Source organism: Streptomyces sp. NPDC002788 (assembly GCF_053592115.1).
The window spans coordinates 1-17,173 of the sequence record NZ_JBSFVB010000025.1 but is presented as its reverse complement, the minus strand read 5'-3'; the positions used below and the strand labels follow the sequence as shown (position 1 = coordinate 17,173).

Annotated in this window: 11 protein-coding genes and 6 pseudogenes; 10 read left to right on the top strand and 7 right to left on the bottom strand. The window is 68.8% G+C overall.

The features are described from left to right. Positions 1-168: 168 nt before the first annotated feature. The 4 genes and pseudogenes from ACWD1U_RS33545 to ACWD1U_RS33530 all read left to right on the top strand — a co-directional run bounded on the left by ACWD1U_RS33545 (position 169) and on the right by ACWD1U_RS33530 (position 3,573). Positions 169-693: pseudogene (locus ACWD1U_RS33545) on the top strand (PadR family transcriptional regulator). Continuing rightward, positions 690-1,386: pseudogene (locus ACWD1U_RS33540) on the top strand (ABC transporter ATP-binding protein). Before ACWD1U_RS33545 ends, ACWD1U_RS33540 begins: the two co-directional pseudogenes overlap by 4 nt. Then, positions 1,383-3,233: pseudogene (locus ACWD1U_RS33535) on the top strand (FtsX-like permease family protein); the annotation flags it as partial. The pseudogenes ACWD1U_RS33540 and ACWD1U_RS33535, both read left to right, overlap by 4 nt. A 4-nt stretch (positions 3,234-3,237) precedes the next feature. Further along, on the top strand, positions 3,238-3,573 hold the full coding sequence (locus ACWD1U_RS33530) for a hypothetical protein (RefSeq protein WP_451113132.1): 336 nt from the start codon (positions 3,238-3,240) through the stop codon (positions 3,571-3,573). A gap of 875 nt (positions 3,574-4,448) precedes the next feature. Here the strand turns inward: ACWD1U_RS33530 and ACWD1U_RS33525 are convergent. Continuing rightward, the gene (locus ACWD1U_RS33525) at positions 4,449-5,363 is read right to left on the bottom strand and encodes a S41 family peptidase (protein ID WP_451113131.1); all 915 of its coding nucleotides are present in this window, start codon (positions 5,361-5,363) and stop codon (positions 4,449-4,451) included. Positions 5,364-5,705: 342 nt separating this feature from the next. Further along, entirely contained in the window at positions 5,706-7,160 is a 1,455-nt protein-coding gene (locus tag ACWD1U_RS33520; RefSeq protein ID WP_451113130.1) for a VWA domain-containing protein, read from the bottom strand. Between the two features lie 256 nt (positions 7,161-7,416). Here ACWD1U_RS33520 and ACWD1U_RS33515 point away from each other — a divergent pair, with 256 nt between their 5' ends. Further along, positions 7,417-8,016: a TetR/AcrR family transcriptional regulator gene (locus tag ACWD1U_RS33515; protein WP_451113129.1), complete on the top strand. Its 600-nt coding sequence runs from the start codon at positions 7,417-7,419 to the stop codon at positions 8,014-8,016. Next, positions 8,013-8,996 carry a GNAT family N-acetyltransferase gene (locus ACWD1U_RS33510; protein WP_451113128.1) on the top strand — a complete coding sequence of 328 codons (984 nt, stop codon included), beginning with the start codon at positions 8,013-8,015 and terminating at the stop codon, positions 8,994-8,996. The genes ACWD1U_RS33515 and ACWD1U_RS33510 overlap by 4 nt, the downstream gene beginning before the upstream one ends. Before the next feature lie 241 nt (positions 8,997-9,237). Here the strand turns inward: ACWD1U_RS33510 and ACWD1U_RS33505 are convergent, their stop codons facing one another. Together ACWD1U_RS33505 and ACWD1U_RS33500 are read right to left on the bottom strand one after the other, a co-directional pair. Beyond that, positions 9,238-9,969, bottom strand: coding sequence for an alpha/beta fold hydrolase (locus ACWD1U_RS33505; protein ID WP_451113127.1), 732 nt, complete (start codon positions 9,967-9,969; stop codon positions 9,238-9,240). Between the two features lie 102 nt (positions 9,970-10,071). Continuing rightward, positions 10,072-11,347 (bottom strand): annotated as a pseudogene (locus tag ACWD1U_RS33500) (IS701 family transposase). Between the two features lie 23 nt (positions 11,348-11,370). Here ACWD1U_RS33500 and ACWD1U_RS33495 point away from each other — a divergent pair. After that, positions 11,371-11,856, top strand: a complete 486-nt coding sequence (locus ACWD1U_RS33495; RefSeq protein WP_451113126.1) for a VOC family protein — start codon at positions 11,371-11,373, stop codon at positions 11,854-11,856. A gap of 432 nt (positions 11,857-12,288) precedes the next feature. Here the strand turns inward: ACWD1U_RS33495 and ACWD1U_RS33490 are convergent, their stop codons facing one another. Together ACWD1U_RS33490 and ACWD1U_RS33485 are read right to left on the bottom strand one after the other, a co-directional pair. Beyond that, a complete protein-coding gene (locus ACWD1U_RS33490; RefSeq protein ID WP_451113205.1) occupies positions 12,289-12,831 on the bottom strand; it encodes a serine hydrolase in 543 nt (180 codons plus the stop codon). 5 nt (positions 12,832-12,836) lie between these two features. Continuing rightward, positions 12,837-13,439, bottom strand: a pseudogene (locus ACWD1U_RS33485) (serine hydrolase domain-containing protein); the annotation flags it as partial. Positions 13,440-13,881: 442 nt separating this feature from the next. Here ACWD1U_RS33485 and ACWD1U_RS33480 point away from each other — a divergent pair. From ACWD1U_RS33480 to ACWD1U_RS33470, 3 genes and pseudogenes are all read left to right on the top strand, one after another. Further along, a complete protein-coding gene (locus tag ACWD1U_RS33480; RefSeq protein WP_451113201.1) occupies positions 13,882-14,091 on the top strand; it encodes a hypothetical protein in 210 nt (69 codons plus the stop codon). A gap of 312 nt (positions 14,092-14,403) precedes the next feature. After that, positions 14,404-14,634 (top strand): hypothetical protein, encoded by a 231-nt coding sequence (locus ACWD1U_RS33475; RefSeq protein ID WP_451113125.1) that lies wholly within the window; start codon positions 14,404-14,406, stop codon positions 14,632-14,634. 140 nt (positions 14,635-14,774) lie between these two features. Further along, positions 14,775-15,080: pseudogene (locus tag ACWD1U_RS33470) on the top strand (Tn3 family transposase); the annotation flags it as partial. Positions 15,081-15,226: 146 nt separating this feature from the next. On the opposite strand, the gene ACWD1U_RS33465 reads toward ACWD1U_RS33470, so the two are convergent. Beyond that, positions 15,227-15,448, bottom strand: coding sequence for a hypothetical protein (locus ACWD1U_RS33465; protein WP_451113204.1), 222 nt, complete (start codon positions 15,446-15,448; stop codon positions 15,227-15,229). Positions 15,449-17,173: the final 1,725 nt, after the last annotated feature.

Here is a 17,173-nt window from a genome sequence, read left to right as displayed (position 1 = left end):
GAGGACCGGGTGGCTACCCAAGGGCACACCCGGCCCCCGTCCGAAGAGGTGGGCCACTCGTATCAAAAGCGTGACCAAGGCCCGCCACCTGCACGGGCGTACCCCACGCCATGGTCTAAACACTGCGCGTATACATGCCACGTATACATGGTGTGCAGCGTGCTGGGCATGTCCATCGGCAGTACCCTTCCGGGGCTCCTGGAGTCCGGTCCGCGACATGGTTGCGACCTGAAGCGGGTCTTCGACGAGAAATTCGGTCATGACCGGCCGCTGCACTACGGCCAGGTCTACTCGACGATGTCCCGGCTGCTGAAGAACGGCCTCGTCGAAGTCGACGGCATCGAGGCGGGCGGTGGGCCCGAGCGCAAGCGGTACGCGATAACGGACGCCGGGATCTCCGACGTCGAGCGCTGGCTCGCGACGCCGGAGAAACCCGAGCCGTACCTGCAGTCGTTGCTGTTCAGCAAGGTCGTCCTCGCGCTGCTGACCCACCGGGACGCGGCCGGCATCCTCGACACGCAGCGCTCCGAACATCTGCGCAGCATGCGGATCCTGACCGACCGCAAGCGCAAGGGCGACCTGGCCGACCAGCTGATCTGCGACCACGCCCTGTTCCACCTCTAAGCGGATCTGCGGTGGCTGGAGCTGACCGCCGCGCGTCTGGACAAGCTCGCCGAGGCGGTGACCGCGTGACCCGTGTTCCTCCTCCAGGCTCTCTGCTGGCTGCCCAGGGCCTGCGCAAGGCGTACGGGCCGACCACCGCGCTCGACGGTGCCGAGTTCTCCATCCACCCCGGTGAGGTCGTCGCCGTGATGGGCCCGTCCGGATCCGGCAAGTCGACGCTGCTGCACTGCCTCGCCGGGATCGTGACGCCCGACTCCGGGGCCCATCACGTACAACGGGCGTGAGCTGGCCACCATGAACGACGCCCAGCGCAGTGCGCTGCGCCGCCCAGAGTTCGGCTTCGTCATCCAGTTCGGTCAGCTGGTGCCCGAGCTGACCTGTGTGGAGATCGTGGCGCTGCCGCTGCGGTTGAACGGCACCTCCCGCAAGGAGGCCGGGCGGTCCGCGCTCCGGTGGATGGAGCGGCTGGAGGTCGACGACCTGCGCAAGAAGCGGCCCGGCGAGGTCTCCGGCGGTCAGGGGCAGCGGGTGGCCGTGGCCCGGGCGCTGGTCACCGACCCCCGGGTGCTGTTCGCCGACGAGCCTACCGGCGCGTTGGACTCGCTCAACGGCGAGCGCGTGATGGGGCTGTTCATCGAGGCGGCCCGCTCCACCAACGCGGCCGTCGTGCTCGTCACGCACGAGGCCCGGGTCGCCGCCTACTCCGACCGCGAGATCGTCGTACGCGATGGCATGTCCCGGGACATGGAGCGGGCCATATGAAGGTGCGCCAGTGGTCTCGTGACCTGAGCATGGGAGCCAGGTTCGCTTTCACCGGCGGGCGGGAGGGGCGGGTGCGGATGCTCCTCCCCGCAGTCGGCGTGGGGCTCGGCGTGGCACTGCTGCTGCTGTCCACCACGGTCCCGAACGCGCCGGCCGTCCGGCACGACCGGGAGGAGGCGCGCGCCGACCTCACGTATATGGCCAGCGAGTCGCCGCTGCCGAAGGCGGACGACACGCTGCTGGTCGGCGAGGCCGGGACGGCCTTCCATGACAAGGAGGTGCGCGGGCGGGCGTTGCAGCCCGAGGGACCCAAGGCACCCCTGCCGCCGGGGGGCTCGAGGTTTCCGGGGGTGGGCGAGATGGTGGTCTCCCCCGTGCTGAAGCGGCTGCTGGAGTCCGGCGAGGGGAAGATGCTGCGCGAGCGGCTGCCGGAGCGGATCGTCGGCACCATCGCCGAACCCGGACTGATCGGTGCCCAGGAACTCGCCTTCTACCGCGGCGCCGATGACCTCGTGGTCAAGGAGGACAGCGGCCTGGTCGAACGCATCGACCGGTTCGGCGCAGGGTACAAGCCCTCGGAGAAGACGGACCCCGTCCTGGTCCTGCTCGCCCTTGTCGTGTTCCTGGTGCTGCTGACGCCGGTCGGCGTGTTCATCGCCGCGGCCGTGCGGTTCGGCGGCGAGCGCCGCGACCGGCGACTCGCAGCCCTGCGGCTGGTGGGCTCGGACAGCCGGATGACCCGGCGGATCGCCGCGGGCGAGGCCTTCGCCGGCTCCGTGGCCGGCCTGGCCTTCGGCACGGTCTTCTTCCTGATCGGCCGGGACCTCGCCGGGTCCGTGGACCTGTTCGACGTGAGCGTGTTCCCCAGCTATCTGACTCCCACCCCCGTGCTCGCCCTGTTCGTCGCGGTCGCGGTCCCGGCGGCCGCCGTGCTGGTCACCCTGCGGGGCGTGGTGATCGAGCCGCTCGGAGTGGTGCGCACCGCGAAGCCCCCGCGGCGCCGGCTGGCTGCCGCTGGGCGGGCTCGGACTGCTCTCCCCGCTGCCTCGGCAAGGGCCGAGGCAGCGGGGAGTTCAACCAGTACCTGGTCATCGGTGGTGTCCTGCTGCTGCTCGGCGGGGTGACCGCGCTGCTGCCGTGGGTCGTGGAGAGGGTTGTGAACCGGCTCGGATCCGGCGGGGTCGCCTGGCAACTGGCCATCCGCCGACTTCAGTTGAGCAACGGAACGGCCGCTCGCCTGGTCAACGGCATCGCGGTCGCGGTGGCGGGCGCCATCGCCCTGCAGATGCTGTTCTCCGGGCTGCAAGACCAGTACACCAAGCACACCACCAACGACCTCACCCGGGCCCAGATGCACGTGACACTGCCGGAGGAGGTCCCGCTCGCCCGGGCGGCGGCCGACTTCAAGGCGACGAGAGGCGTTGCGAAGGTCTACGCCTTCGACGAGGGCTACGTCAGCGACCGGCGCAGGTTCGCCGAGTACACCGCCCGGGTCACGATCGCCTGCTGCGCTCCCCTGCGCGAGGTGGCTTCCTTCCCTTCCTGCGAGGACGGTGACGCCTTCGCCGTCCGGGGTGGCGACGATGAGGAGGGGGTGACCGACCTTTCCAAGCCCGGCACAAAGCGCGCCCGAGTACACGCGGAACACGGCCCGCCGTCTCGGCCTGCCCACCGACCCGGTGATGTTGGTGTCCAGCAAGCACGACGACACCTACGCCTCCATCCGCACCGGCCTGTTCGTCGGCGCCGCCTGCGTACTGGCGCTGATCGGCGCCGGTTTGCTGGTGTCGCAGCTGGAGCAGCCGCGCGAGCGCCGCAAACTGCTGTCGTCGCCCGACGCAGTGGGACGCGATGACGGTGAACGAGACGGTCATCGCGCTGATCCGCCCGAAGCCCGACCTTCACCTGGTGGCCGGTGAACCGGCCGAAGCCATCGCGGCAGCCCAGGCCTGGGTCGGCGCGCCCGACGGGATCGGCAGCATCACCTCCTACGCCACCGAAGGCGCCCTTCCGGCGACTGGCACGTGGAAGAACCCCGGCGTAGGAGGCGCGCGGGCCGACATCGTCCTCATCGCCCCCGAGGTGGGGCTGCCGCTGTTGTTCATCGAGGCCGACAACTGCACCGAGGACGCCGCGAAGACAGCGGCGAAGTTCGACAAGTACATGCGCCACTTCACCGGAAGGTGAAGGACACCGACGGCCAGGCCAAGCCGATGTGGCGCACCGCTGGTCCGCTCCCGATCCGCAGTGGGGCGACGCGTCGCACCCGCCGGTCCTGCTCGTCTTCAACCAGGTCGGCCCGCGGCCCGCGCTGAAGCAGATGGAGAAGGTCGCCGACCTCACCCGCGAGCACTGGCAGGGCCAGTGGGCCGAAGGCGGCTTACGCATCTGCAACGGGAAGATGCCGATCGTGGCGACCACGCTGGAGCTGCTGCGCGAGCACGGCCCGGCCGGGCCCGCGTTCTGGCGCTTCGGCCGCGAGGACCGGTCAGAACCTCTGGGACGCGATCGGCAACCCCCGCCGGGACGCCGCCCTCGCTCGCCGCGCCGAACAGGCGCGACGCCGCCAAGCGCAGGAAGCAGCCGAACGCGAAGCCCGGCGCTCGGTGTGCGCCGACTGCCGGACCAAGCTCACCGACGACCGGTGGAAGACGAGCACCACCCTGGACTGGGGCCGCGGGGACAGTCACCCGCACCTGTGCGACGACTGCAAGGCCCGCACGCTCGAAGCGGAGTGGCAGGCCGAACAAGCCGAACGCGAGCGCCAGGAGCAGGAGCGCCAGGAAACCGGAGGCGGCGCAGGTAAACCAGGGGGCCGGCGGCTGGCTCTCCTGCTTCCGGACCTGATTAGGGCCTGCCATTCCAGGCAGCGCGGGCAAGGTCAAGGCGACTGTGGGCAAGCCTGCGTTGTTGTGGCGGCTGAGACGGGCCCACGCCCGTCGTGGACCGGTCAGGAGAGGTGTACAACGTGTGGCCTGCGGCGGCAGGTAGCTGTCGTAAGTGTCTGTTTTCGATCCCCGGGTTTTGAGTAGCTTTGGGTCCCAGGCTGGACACGGATCCGCCTACGCGCAGCCGGGCTGCTCGGACAACCATTCCGTTGCCGCGTCCAAGACGGGATCCTTGCTTCCCCCGCGCCCGAGGTTGTCGACGACTGGCTGGTCAGGCGGAATGGGACTGTCGTATGCGCGCCCCGTGCGGTCGGCATCCATCACCTCTGTCAGGTTGAGGATCGCCCCATCGGACAGTCGATGCTGTGCGTTGCCGGTGGGGATGCCTGTGGTGTCCTCGCCGAAGGAGCGCGTATCAGGGCGCCCGCGGAAGGCCACGGTCACCGCCTCCCCGGAACTGGCAGTGGAACGGCTGGTGAGCACCGCAACAGGGGCTGATCCGCCGCCTATTGGAGGACTTGTTCCCCAGCCGGTGGAATCACCGTCCAGACGAGGGCTGCCCTTCTCAAGGGACCACACCGTCTTCTTGCCGTCCGCATCGACGAATGATCCGACGTCGCCGTCACCGAGGATCGGTCCCACGACGGCGAGCATCGGCCACATGTTGCCACCGCGATTGCGGCGGAGGTCGATCACCCAGCCGCAGGCGTTCGGACGATTGGCCTTCGCCACGGCATCTCGTCCTTCCCGCACGTACTGCTGAAAGACTCTCTCAGATCCCTTCACTCCGGGGAGCGACAGATACCCCACGCGGCCGGGCAGCGCCCGCCCTTCCACCGGCTGGCGGACCTGCTCGTCCCCGGACAACTCCTTCGCCCTCTTCGGGTCGTAGAAGCCGCTGTGCCCGTCTCTCAATCTGCCCAGGGCTGCCTCAACGGCCTGATAGGTGTCGGCAGGACGCTGCGCGTTACCGGCTTCGGTGAAGGCTGTTCGCCGTATGTCACCCCAGTCGACATCGTCGCGGCGAAGTGCGTTGTCCTCCATGACGGTCAACGCGGTGGACAGGTAGGACCGAGCCTCGTCAGACATTGCAGCGCCAGGGGGCGACGCTTCCCCTCCCGAGCACCCGGCCCCAACAGCGAGAGCACACACCACCCCCGCAACCTTCAAACGCGGCAAACGTTCCCAAACCATGTGCCCCCAGTCGGCCAAAGGAGTCGATCTATTGGTGACCCTGACTCCTGATGATCAGCAGGCAGCCGACTCCGGTTCAGATCAGACTCCTTGACGTTTGAGGTCCAGGGTCGAACGTGGCTCGAAGTTGACTACTTTGTTCGAAGTTCAGCAGACGCACACCCGCCCGCGTGCGGCGGGGGTTCAGGCACCTCTGCAGCTCTGGGTCCTCACCCCTCGTCCGGACCGGTTGCTGGCTCAGATGATGCCCAGCCGCCGTGCCTCGCGCATCCACGACGGAAACTCGGACAGCAGCCGGTCGTAGAGCTCCGCATCCGGTACGCCGCTGATGTCGTCGACGGCGAAGAACCCCACGTTGTCGACGCGCCGGCCCGGCAGGGTGTCGAACCGCTCCAGCACACCGTAGTTGGAGCGACCCAGTCCGACGAACTGCCAGAAGACCGGTTCGTCCACCGCCTCCCGCAGCTCGGTCTCGATCTCCTTGTTTCGGTAGACGCCGCCGTCGGAGAAGAAGAGCACCAGCGTGGGGGCTGCCGCCGGGTGCTCACGGACGTAAGTCCGCACCTCGGCGATCACCTTCTGCTCCTCGTTCTGGACCCCGACCGCGCGCATGTCCACCTGGCCCGGCAGCAGACCCTTCCGCGGCTTCTTGCGCCGGAACAACGCCAGTTCACCGACCCGGACATGACGCTGCAGCCACTCCGGCAGGTCACCCAGGGCGAGGTCCGGCAGCCGGGCCGGGTGCGACGCGAACGTCCATGCCTGCATCTCACCGTCGTCGTCGAGCTGCGCGGCCACCGCGGCCATCCGCTCCACCACGTCGGCCACGACACCCTTGGAGTACAGGAACGACATCGACCCGGAGGCGTCCAGGACCAGGATGACGCGCGCGGTCACTCCCGCAGCCCCGTGCTTGCGAAGACTGACGGCCACCTGCTCCTTGCGCAGAGAGAGCCGCTTGCGCATGTCCACCGGCAACTGCTCCTCGCCCTTGACGAGACGCGGGGAGGAGGCGTCCGGGGCGGGGGTCATCGAAGCCCGGGGCGTGGTGGGAGAGGCAGGCCGGAGCGCAGCGCTCGCGACGGCAGGGGCGGGCGTGGACGGGGACGTGGGGGCGGGCGTGGCCGCTGAGGAAGCCCTCGACGCCGTGGCGCCCGGTTCTTCATCCACGCTGATCCCGAAGTCTGTGGCCAGGCCCGCAAGTCCCGACGCGTACCCCTGTCCCACCGCGCGGAACTTCCACTGACCGGCCCGCCGGTACAGCTCTCCGCCGATGAACGCAGTCTCCGTCGTTGCTTCCATCTCGAACGACGCCAGTTGTCCACCCGTCCGCGCATCCAGCAGCCGCAGCCGCAGACCGGACAACTGGCCAAAGGTGCCCCCATCCGCGGAAGCGCCGAGAACGACCCGCTCGATCTCCGGCTCCAAGGCCCCAAGATCCACGCCGACGGTGTCCGTCGTACCGCTACCGTCCCGCCGCTTCCCCAGATGACGCACGGCACCCGAGGCATGCTGGGGCTGGTTGTAGAAGACGAAGTCCCCGTCGCCCCTCACCCGCCCGTCGGCACGGAGCAGCAGCGCGGAAGCATCGGCGTCCGGCGCACCAGGGCTCCCGGACCAGCCGAGCTCGACCTGCACCGCCTTGGCGGCGACGGGAAGGTTGCCGCCCTTGCTCATCGATGTCGCTGTCATGCGCCCAGTCTGCAGTGTGCCCACAGAACCCGGTACCGGGACCGTCCCATAGACAACTGCACGGACCGATCGGCGCCGCTCCCACCAGCAAGGGGATCGCCGCGGCGCGGATCTCGCGGCTCAGGGCATTTCCTTTTCGTGGGCTGTCGAGGACGTGACCACGGCCCCCTGGCCCACATGCCAGGCCGCCGTGGCCAGACCCGACCGTGCTAACGTAGCAGCCGTTACGCAACAACTGTTATGTAAAGGGTGGCGGATGCCGAGACAGGTGGACCACGAAGAGCGGCGGGAGGCGATCTCCCAAGCTGTATGGCGGGTCGTCTCGGACAGCGGACTGGAGGGCCTGACCCTGCGCGCGGTCGCCGCTGCGGCGGCCTGCACCACGGGGATGGTCACGCACTACTTCGCCGACAAGAAAGCGCTGCTGGCCCATGCCCGCACCGAGATGCACCATCGGATGGCGGCGCGCATCGACACTCTTCCCGTCGGCGAGAACGCCCGCGACACGCTGTACGCCGTGGCCGAGCAGGCCCTGCCCCTGGATGCCGAGCGGCGTCTGGAGGCCGTTGTCTGGTCCCAGTTCCTCCTCAGCACCCGCCACGACCCCGCACTGCTCACCGAGCACATCCGCAGCCATGCCTCCTGGATCAGCCGCCTGACCGCTCTGGTGCAGACCGCCTGTCTTGACCGCCTGGAACCGGCCGATCTCCAAGCCAGGGTGCGCAGCCTCGTCGCCTGTCTGGACGGCCTCGCCCTGAACGCCGTGACCGACCCGGACGCCTATCCGCCCGACCTCCAGCGGCGCGTCCTGGAAACCCAGCTCGACCTGATCCTCGAAGGGAACCACAGCCTGTGACCTCTCCTGACCCCGTCATCACCGCCGCAGTGGCCGGCGACTCGAGGATCCAGCAGCTGGTACGCAACCTCGACGCCGACCTCGCGGCCCGTTACCCGGACGAGCCCTGCACCGGCGGCGCCCACATCAACCCCGGGATCCGCTTCCTGCTCGCCGAAGTCGACGGCCGGCCGGTCGGCTGCTGCGCCGTGCAGCCCTTCCCGTTCCCGGACACCGCTGCCGAGCTGAAGCGCATGTACGTCACTCCAGAGGTGCGTGGCAGGGGAATAGCCGCTCGTCTCCTGGCCGTGGCCGAACGCACCGCCACCGTCTTCGGCCACCCCGAGATACGCCTGGAGACGGCCGTCCACCAGCCCGAGGCCATCGCGCTGTACACCCGCGCCGGCTACACCCTCATCCCCAACTACCCGCCCTACCAGCACAAGACGCTCAGTCGCTGCTACGCCAAGCCGCTGCCGCTGCCCGAAGCGCGCCCCGAGGACCGGGAGGAGATCACGGCTTTCCTCGTGGGCCAGGGGCTCTCGCCCCAGGACGTCCTGGCGCCCGGCACTCGTTACTGGCTCACCAGGGATGCGGCCGGGCCGGCCGCGACCGTGGGCCTGGAGCTACAGGGCCACTGCGTGCTGCTGCGCAGCGTCGCGGTCCGCCCTGATCTTCGGGGGTGCGGAGCCGCGTGGCGGCTGGTGCGGCGCGTTCTCGCGGAAGCGGCCACGCAGGGCGGGCGCACCGCGTATGTGTTCTCCACGGGCGCCGAACCGGTGTGGGAACGGCTGGGCTTTCGGCCGGTGCCGGTCGCCGAGGCCGCCGAGGCCCTGTCCGACGCGCCACAGGTCCGCCATTACCGGGCGACCGGCACTCTGGCCGACGAAGCCGCATGGCGCCATGACCTCGTCGATGTCACAACGGGCGATCTGCCGCCCATGAGTGCTGACCGCTCCGCGGCCGATGCCCCGCCCACTGCTGTGGCCAACGGCAGATGAGCCAGGCCGCTTCCGGCTGCCGCGCCCTTTCGGGTGGTTGTTTACCGGCCATCAACGTCGGCTTCGGCGTCGCCGCGGCGAGCGCCGGATTCAACGCTCCCCGTCGGCGGAAGACCTGGCGGTCAAGGCCGAAAGGCCGCCTAGTACTCCAGTGCGGTTTTGTAATCCACCCAGCGACTCGTGGCTGAGCACTGCAATTGGCTGGTGGGCACGGGGTGCCGGTGCCCCGGTGATGGCGCACTCAGCTGACGGCAGGGAGCTGCCGAGCGAAGCGGCGAACGGCATCAGTGAAGGAGTCTGGGTCGTCGAAGTTCGCGAGATGTCTTGCGCGCGGGATCAACTCGACCCGAGCGTGGGGATGTGCGCGGGCGAAGTCCGCCTCGCCGCTCCGGAAGACGGCGTCCTTCTCGCCGTTCAGGATCAGTACCGGAGCCTCCACAAAACGCATCGCACCCGCGTCGAAGCGTCCCAGGACCTCGCCCCAGGCTGCTGGCAGGGTATGGAAGGCGTAGCCGGAATGGATGGTCGCCTCCACCACTTCTGGCGGGTAGAGCCGCCGCAGTAACCGGTCGTTCCACTGGGCCAGCCAGTCCGCCGGTATGCGAGGGACCAGCCTGGCTACCCACCGATATGGCGCTGCCCAAATGCCGCGGGTGGAGGCGCTGGCTCCCGCGAGGATCAGCCCGCGCAGTTGTTCTGGATGACGCCGCGCGAACTCCAGCGAGGCGTATCCGCCGAGCGAGTGCCCGACGATCAGAGCTGGCCCACGGTCGAGCGAGTCCACCGCGGAAGCGATGATCTCTGTCGCACTGCTCAGGCTCCAGGCCTGAGCCGAGCGCTCCCCGTGGCCGGGCAGGTCGACGGCGGCTACCGGGAATTCGTCCCGGAGTGCAGCAAGCTGCACGCTCCACTGCCCCGCGCTGAAGCGCGTCCCGTGAACGAAGACTATGGGCACTGCATCCGCTGCCGTCATCAGTTCCCCCCAGGGTGGTGACGTCCAGCCGACTCTACCGGCGTGGTCTCCCTCGCGACCAAGGGAGATGGAAGTGCTTCTCGAGTCAACTGCGGTGCAAAATCAGGCGAGTTCATCGGTGGACCGTCGTCGGTAGTGGCTGCGACGGGCTGTTGCCTGGTGGCGTCTGCGCCAGGTGGGCCCGTGCAGCAGTCTGGCTGCGGTCACGGCCGGTGGGTCGAAGACGGCTGCGAGCAGATGGCGGATCTCGGGGCAGTCAAGGTGATCAGGTCGTTGCTGCTGGCTGGGTGGTGCGGGTCGGCGGGCCGGTTGGGGGCCGCGCTGGCGGCGAGGCGGTCAGGAAGGCCAGGGCGAACATGGCGAGCGTGATGTGCCGGTGCCATGAGGTCCAGTGCCGAACCTGGTAGTGGTCGAGGCCGACGTGGCTCTTGGCGGCCTGGAAGCACTCCTCGACACTCCAGCGTGCACCTGCGACGCGGACCAGTTCGGACAGCGTCACCGTGGTGGGGGACCAGCACAGGGAGAAGGCGAGTTCACCACTGGTGCGGTTGCGGCGGATCAGCTGATGGCGGTGGCTGTCGCTGCCGATGTGGATCCAGGCCCAGTCGTAGTAGCGCGGGCCCTTCGCACCGGGTCCGGCGCTGCGCCGCTGCCAGTCCGTGGCGGGTAGACGCTGGGCGAGGACATCGGCGCGGGCAGGAGTGCGGCCGTGATTGATGCGGACCCGAGGGAAGTAGGCCACGGCCGGCATCTAGCCGATGCCGCGCGCCTCCAGGGCAGTCCGCAACCGCGGGTCCTGGCCGTAAGCTTCGTCGCCGGTCACCCAGGAGGCGGTGATGCCGGCGTCCAGCGCGGCGGCGATCACCTCCTCGGCCAGGCGGGGCTTGGTCGCGAACTGCACCGTCTGGGGTATCCCGGCCGCGTGGCGGCGCTCGTCATCGGTGCACCACGAGTGCTCGGGCAGGTAGAGCCGGCGGTCGATCAGGGCCCGCCCTCGGCTGCCGGCCAGGGCGAGGAACACGCCGGCCTGGGAGTTCTCGACGGTGTACTGCCGCTGCACCCCCGCTGAGGTGCGGCCCTTCTTCACAAAGCCGGTCTCATCCACGATCAGCACACCGCCGGCGGTGCCGAGGTGGTCGGCAACGTAGGTGCGCAGGTCGTCACGAACGGCATCGGCGTCCCAGCGGGTGTAGCGCAGCAGGCGCTGCATCGGCCCGGGTCGCACGTGGCCGGCGTGTTCGGCCAGCTGCCAGCAGTTCTTGCGCTTGACATCCGACAACAGCCCGAGCAGATAGGCACGGGAAGGGGCCACAGCGGCGCTTGACCTCAACCAAGCTTGAGTTTCTAGGTTCGTTCCAGAGCCGCAGGAACTGACCAGCGGTGCCTTCAAGGAGGTTCGCCATGACCGAGCGCACAGCTCACGTCGACATCCCCGACCGTTATCGCTATGCCGTGATCCCGCACATCATGGTCGATGACGCTGCCGCGGCGATCGATTTCTACCAGCGGGCGTTCGGCGCCCGTGAAGACTTCAGGGTCGATGCTCCGGGCGGCGGGATTCTGCACGCCGAGATCACAATCGGACGGTCGGCGCTGATGCTGGGCGACGCCGGCGCGGACGAGTCGGAGGTCGGCTCCTTCGCCGCGCCGGCCTCGCTCGGGGGAGGAACGTCCGTCACGCTGCATGTTTTTGTGCCGGACGTCGACAGCTTGGCGGCGCGCGCAGAGGCTGCCGGCGCCGAGATCCTCCAGCCGCCGACAGACATGTTTCACGGTGACCGCACCGTCATCCTCAAAGATCCTTCGGGTCACATGTGGGTATTTCTGACCCACTTGGAAGACGTCTCAGAAGAGGAGCTTCGGCATCGGCTGGCCGCCACCGGGTGACCTCTTGCAGTTGGGCGAGGTGGGCTGAAGGACCGAACCTGGTGACGGCAACTGCGCTTCCCGCGCTGTTGGTGACATGCTGCGCGCCGACCCAGTGACAAAAGTGAGCTTCGTTGACTAGAAGACGCAGGTCAGCGTCCATCCATGGTGACAACCAGCGTGCTTTGGCTCATGTCATCCGCTGCGCCCAGTGCGCGGCGGATCCGTCATCCGTTCGTTCTTCCGCGACGATTCGGAGGCTCGTGTGAGCACCCCCGTACCCCGACACCGCCGGCGGCCGCGCGCCGTGAGCCGGTCGACCGGGCGCGCCGGCCGCCGCACGGTCCGCCGGCGCGCCCGGGGCATGACCCACCCAGATGCGGCCGCCGCCCTCGAGGAAGCCGAAGCCACCCGTGGGGACGGTCCGGATCTCCGCAGCGCACCCCACTCGCGTCACCCGAGCGCCCGGACCACCGACCACAGCAGGCGCTTGTTCTCCGCGGCCGCGCCGCCCGGGTAGGCATAGCGGCGGCGGGTGTACGCGTACGCGTAGCCCTGGCGGGGGTCAGCGAAGGCGAGGGAGCCTGCGGCGCCGCTGTGGCCGAAGGCGCCGGCGCCGACGGAGTCGAAGTGGCAGCCGATGGTGTTGAAGCCCAGGCCGAAGGCCTTCTGCGAGCCGCTCACCAGGTCATTGCCTTCGGAGTGGACCCGGGCGAACTCGGCGGCGGTGTCCGGCTTCAGGAGCGGGCCGTCCCCGTTCAGACCGAACGCGGCCGCCGCGTACATGCCGGCCAGACCGCGCGCGGAGCCGATGCCGCCCGCCGACGCCTGGCCGTTCGCGCGGACCAGGCGCGATTTCGCGAAGTCCTCCAGTTCGACGCTGTCGGGCGCGTGCTCGTTGAACGCGATGCCGCCCAGGCTGTACGGGCTGTACGGGCTGTACGGGCTGTACGGGGAGGCGTCGATCTCGGCCTGCTGCTCGGGCGTCGGCAGCATCGGTAGCGTGCTGAGGAACCGCACTCCTCGGACTCTGGAAGGCCCAGCCACATGTCCAGGCCGTACGGGGCGCGGATCCGCTCCTCGTACCACTCCTGCAGGGTGCGCCCGGTGGCCCGGACCACCACTTCGCCGACCAGCGCGCCGATCACGTACCCGTGGTAGCCGAAGAACTGCCCCGGCTGCCAGAACGGTCGCTGCCCGGCCAGCAGGGCCGCTATCGCCCGGTCGTCGGCCAGCTCCTGCGGGGTGAACCCGGCGTCCAGGCCGACCACACCGGCCCTGTGTGCGAGCAGCTCGCGCAGGGTGATCCCACCTTTGCCCTCGGCGGCGAAGTCCGGCCAGTACGAGGCCACGGTGCGGTCCAGGTCGAGGGCGCCGTCCTGGACCAGGAGCGCGGTCACCAGGTACGCCGCGCCTTTGGTGGACGAGGAAACGCCGAGCAGCGTCTCCCCGGTCACCCCGTCCGACCACAGGTCCACGACCCGCTCGCCACCCCGGTGCACCACCAGCTGTGCGCCCGGCGCGTGTTCCTCGCTCGCGAGGAAGGCGGCGAACTCCTCCCGTACTCCCTCGAAACCGGCGGCCACCGTGCCGTGGACCGCCATGAACCCTCCCGAACTGCCGTGCGGGTCTTGTGCTTTCGGCAACCGGACGGCCCGGGCCACTATTCCCCTGCCTGGCTCCCAGGCGAGCCCTTCGATCCGCCAGAGCGACCGACGGCCTCGGAAGAATCTTCAGGGACTACCGGCCGTGGCTGACGGCCAGACTCGGTATCAGTTGAAACAGCAGAGCGTGACAGCGTGACGCGTGACAGAGCGCCCCGGCCGGACCGCCCGCGGCGTCACGGTCCGCACCCGCTCCCGCAGGCCTCGCTCACCCGCACCCGCCGCGTCCCTGACCTGCGCAATCAAGTCAGCAGGGCCGCTTTGCCGCCAACCCCCGTCAACCCCGGCGCGCTCTTGGTCACTTCGCGCTACAGAAGAACACCGGAGTGAACATGCGGTGCTCGCAAGGCAGTTGTGGCCTGACGGGAAGTCCGGGCAGGTGATCGTGACCATCAACGTGGCGGTGCTGCTCGCCATCATCGCCGTCGTGCGGCTGCGCCGCCGTACGCATTCCCGGAGCCGGTTCGACGAGAAGACGACCGTGGCCCTCTGCCTCACGCTCGGGGTGCTGATCGCGCCGACCCCGTTCGGGCAGACGATCCTGGACGTCGTCCCCCAGCTTGTGGAAGGTTCGTCGCAGGCTGGCCAATGACCCCGGCCGAACTCGCCGCGCGGGAATCAGCTCGCCGTGCGAACCTGGTTCCCGCTTGGGCCACTGGGGCCTGGGCCCGGCGTTTACCCAGGTGGACACCCGCACCTGGGTCCAGCTGGGTCCGGTATCTGTGTCATCGGCGTCGATCTGTGTCATCAACCCCCTGTTTTCCCAGGTCGTCATGACCATCTGCGTCACTGTTCAGCTGTGTCATTTGTGTCATGAAGGCGGGTTTCGCCCGTCCCGCAGACCGGTGCCGCGCCCCGGCGATACCGTGAGCACACACGCCAGATGACGCCCCGGAAGCCCTCGATGAGCCAGGAGCCGGCCGCCGCGCCCGACCGCCAGCCGCTCGGCGAATCCGCCGCCGCCTCGGTCCGCAAGTACGCGGCCGACCAGCGCGCCAAGGTTGACGTCCTCGCTTCCGTGCTGGAGGACATCGCCGAACGCGGCTACCCCTCGCCGGAGTCCGGCATGCCGTGTGAGGTCGCCCGCGACACCCACCTCGCCCGCCTCGCCGGTGAGGAGCCACGTGTCGCCTGACCACGGCGCGCGGCGCTCCCGGGTCATCCTGGTGGAGCCCGCACTCACCCAGCTGGCGAAGCTCACCACCAACGAGACGCACCGGCTGGACCGCGCGATCGTCGCGATCAGCGTCAACCCCGAAGCTCCTCTGAGGCCAGGTGGATCTCGGTGCTCAGTTCGCCGCGGGAGCGTCCGAGTGCGTGGTCGGCCGGCTCGTTTCGGTCTGCATCCCCCCATTTGAGTGCCCCGGTGGACTGCCGGTGGGCCCGGACGACGGTGGAATCGGCCGAATCGGTCCAGCCGGTGTCGTCGACGGCATCCTCTTCGCGTGCGACCACCTCGCCGACCCCGTCCTGCGCCGCGAGACCCACGCCGGCCTCCAGGTCGTGGAGAACTGCAACAGCGCGAACACCGTGCTCCACTACGGCAAGGACGGCGCCCTGACCGGCCCGGACAAGGAGCACGCCGAGACCTCGATGCTCGCGCTGCACCTGCTCCAGTCCGCGCTCGGGCACGTCAACATTGCAGCAGGTCCTGGCCGAACCGGCGTGGGCATCGAGGCTCTCGGACGACGACCGGCGCGGGCTGACGGCGCTGTTCTGGTCGCACGTCAACCCGTAGGGCACCTTCCTGCTGAATCCAGGCCCAACCGCCCCGAGGTTCGGTGCGCCTCGTCGACCACGATCAGGTCCCACCTCGGAAGACCGGCCTGGTGTGCGCGCTCGAGCGTGCCGAGTCCGAGGGAGGCGTAGGTGGCGAACACGGTGATCTTGTTGAAGGGCCGCAACCAGCCGACGAGCTCGTCTACGTCCGTGGTGTTGGGGAAGGCCACGTCCCGCCCCGCAGGGAGGAGACCCCGATATCATCGGGCCGGTGCGGCCTCCCTCGCGCCACGCGGTTCCGGTCTGGGCGAGCAGGTCTAGCGAGGGTACGAGGATCAGCACACGGCCGACACGCAGTTCCTCGGCGCTGCGCACGGCGACGAGGGTTTGCCGGTTTCGGTGGCCATGATCACCTGCGTGCGCAGACCCCGCTCGGGCCCAGTCGATCGTGCAGGAAATTCGAGTGCCCGGAGTATCGTGTCCACGGCTTCCCAGTGATGAGGACCGGAGCTCCTGCATAGCCATTCCGTCGGCCCTTTCCAGCGGAGTCAGACGAACATTTCCATACGCCCCGCCCGGCCAACCGTCGTGTACACAAGCCACGTTGGCCCATGAGATCGTCTTACCCGAGAAGGGTCATGCACACCCTGACCCGAGACCCACACAATCAGCCTGCAGCAGCGCACCCGCCACATTCCTGGAGCCATCTGAATCCAGAGTCTATCGCAGTGAAAAAAACGAAGCACCCTGTCTTGTGAATCAACCTCGGCGCCACGGGTACTCCGCATCGAAACCCCAACACTTCAAGCTGCTCCCAGGAGAGTCATGACGCAGGCGACCGAGAAGGGCAACCGGTTCTGTAAGGCGTGCGGTACGCCGGCCGAGGACGGGAAGTTGTGCAGCCAGTGCGGCGCGGTTTTGGACTTCCCTGATGAGGGTGGGCTGATCGAGGACCAGGGAGCTGCAGTGCGGCGGGACTTCGAGGGGCGTGCCCGTCACCCAGAGGGCTGAGTGGAACTTGACTACCGGATCAGGACCACGACTTCGTCGGCCGTTACCGGTCGGCCACCAGCCTGACCGCTCCTTGCCCGGTGCCGCCCTCAGCTGGCCCCGGTTCCGGTTCTCTGTCATCGATTGGTTGTGTCTTCCGCTCACGGTGCCTGCTGGACGTGCGTACGCCCAGGCCTGACAGGGCAGGAGGAGTGCCGGTAGCTGGTTGTGCTTCACAGCAGCGTGTGGATGTCATGAGTCGTTGTACTCATGCGTGGTGGTCTTCCCGCGCGTCACACTGCCTTGGCCGTGACAGACCATCAGAAGGGGCAGGCGTGATGAGTGCGCGCAGGACCGTAGCAGTGGCGTTATTGGCGGCTTTCGGGGCGGTGGGTGCAGGGGCGGTGCCGGCCGCGGCAGATGGTGGTCTTCTTCCTCATCCCGGGCCTGAGGGTCTGGTGTGGGTGCCGGAGTGGACGGGTGATGGCGGGGTCGCGTCCGGTGGGGCATGGGAAGGGCTCCCGACCGTGCTCACGGTGGCCTGTGAAGGCGGAGGCAGTGTGGCGGTGACGATGGAATCGCAGCAGGCACGGGTGGCCGAGTTTTCGGTGGACTGTCCTGCCGGCAGCGCGGGTGTGGGCTCGGTGACCATGGATCCCGGAATCATGCAGCGGGGTTCTTTCACCGTAGGAGTTGACGCCTCGAATGACAGTATCCGGTGGGCTCTGACAGTGACCCAGCCCGAGTAGGATCACCCGCCCGGCATCTGCTGCCGCCCGGGCCGAAGGCCCGTTGCCGGCCCCGCGCAGCGGGGCCGGCTTGCTTGGCGCGCAGCGCCTCCCGCAGCTCCGGGAGCGCAGCGGACGAAGCTGATCGGCAAGTATCGACCAGGGGATCGACCTGGTTGAAGCACGCAGGCGAAACGGACTGGGTCGTCACGAACGGGCATTGCGTAGATGCCATGG

What these genes read in the sequence shown, in the direction of transcription:
- ACWD1U_RS33520 (WP_451113130.1), bottom strand. Translation starts at nt 7,160, where the DNA reads ATGACAGCGACATCGATGAGCAAGGGCGGCAACCTTCCCGTCGCCGCC.
- ACWD1U_RS33495 (WP_451113126.1), top strand. Translation starts at nt 11,371, where the DNA reads ATGACCGAGCGCACAGCTCACGTCGACATCCCCGACCGTTATCGCTAT.
- ACWD1U_RS33475 (WP_451113125.1), top strand. Translation starts at nt 14,404, where the DNA reads ATGAGCCAGGAGCCGGCCGCCGCGCCCGACCGCCAGCCGCTCGGCGAA.
- ACWD1U_RS33515 (WP_451113129.1), top strand. Translation starts at nt 7,417, where the DNA reads ATGCCGAGACAGGTGGACCACGAAGAGCGGCGGGAGGCGATCTCCCAA.
- ACWD1U_RS33525 (WP_451113131.1), bottom strand. Translation starts at nt 5,363, where the DNA reads ATGTCTGACGAGGCTCGGTCCTACCTGTCCACCGCGTTGACCGTCATG.
- ACWD1U_RS33530 (WP_451113132.1), top strand. Translation starts at nt 3,238, where the DNA reads ATGACGGTGAACGAGACGGTCATCGCGCTGATCCGCCCGAAGCCCGAC.
- ACWD1U_RS33490 (WP_451113205.1), bottom strand. Translation starts at nt 12,831, where the DNA reads ATGCTGCCGACGCCCGAGCAGCAGGCCGAGATCGACGCCTCCCCGTAC.
- ACWD1U_RS33505 (WP_451113127.1), bottom strand. Translation starts at nt 9,969, where the DNA reads ATGACGGCAGCGGATGCAGTGCCCATAGTCTTCGTTCACGGGACGCGC.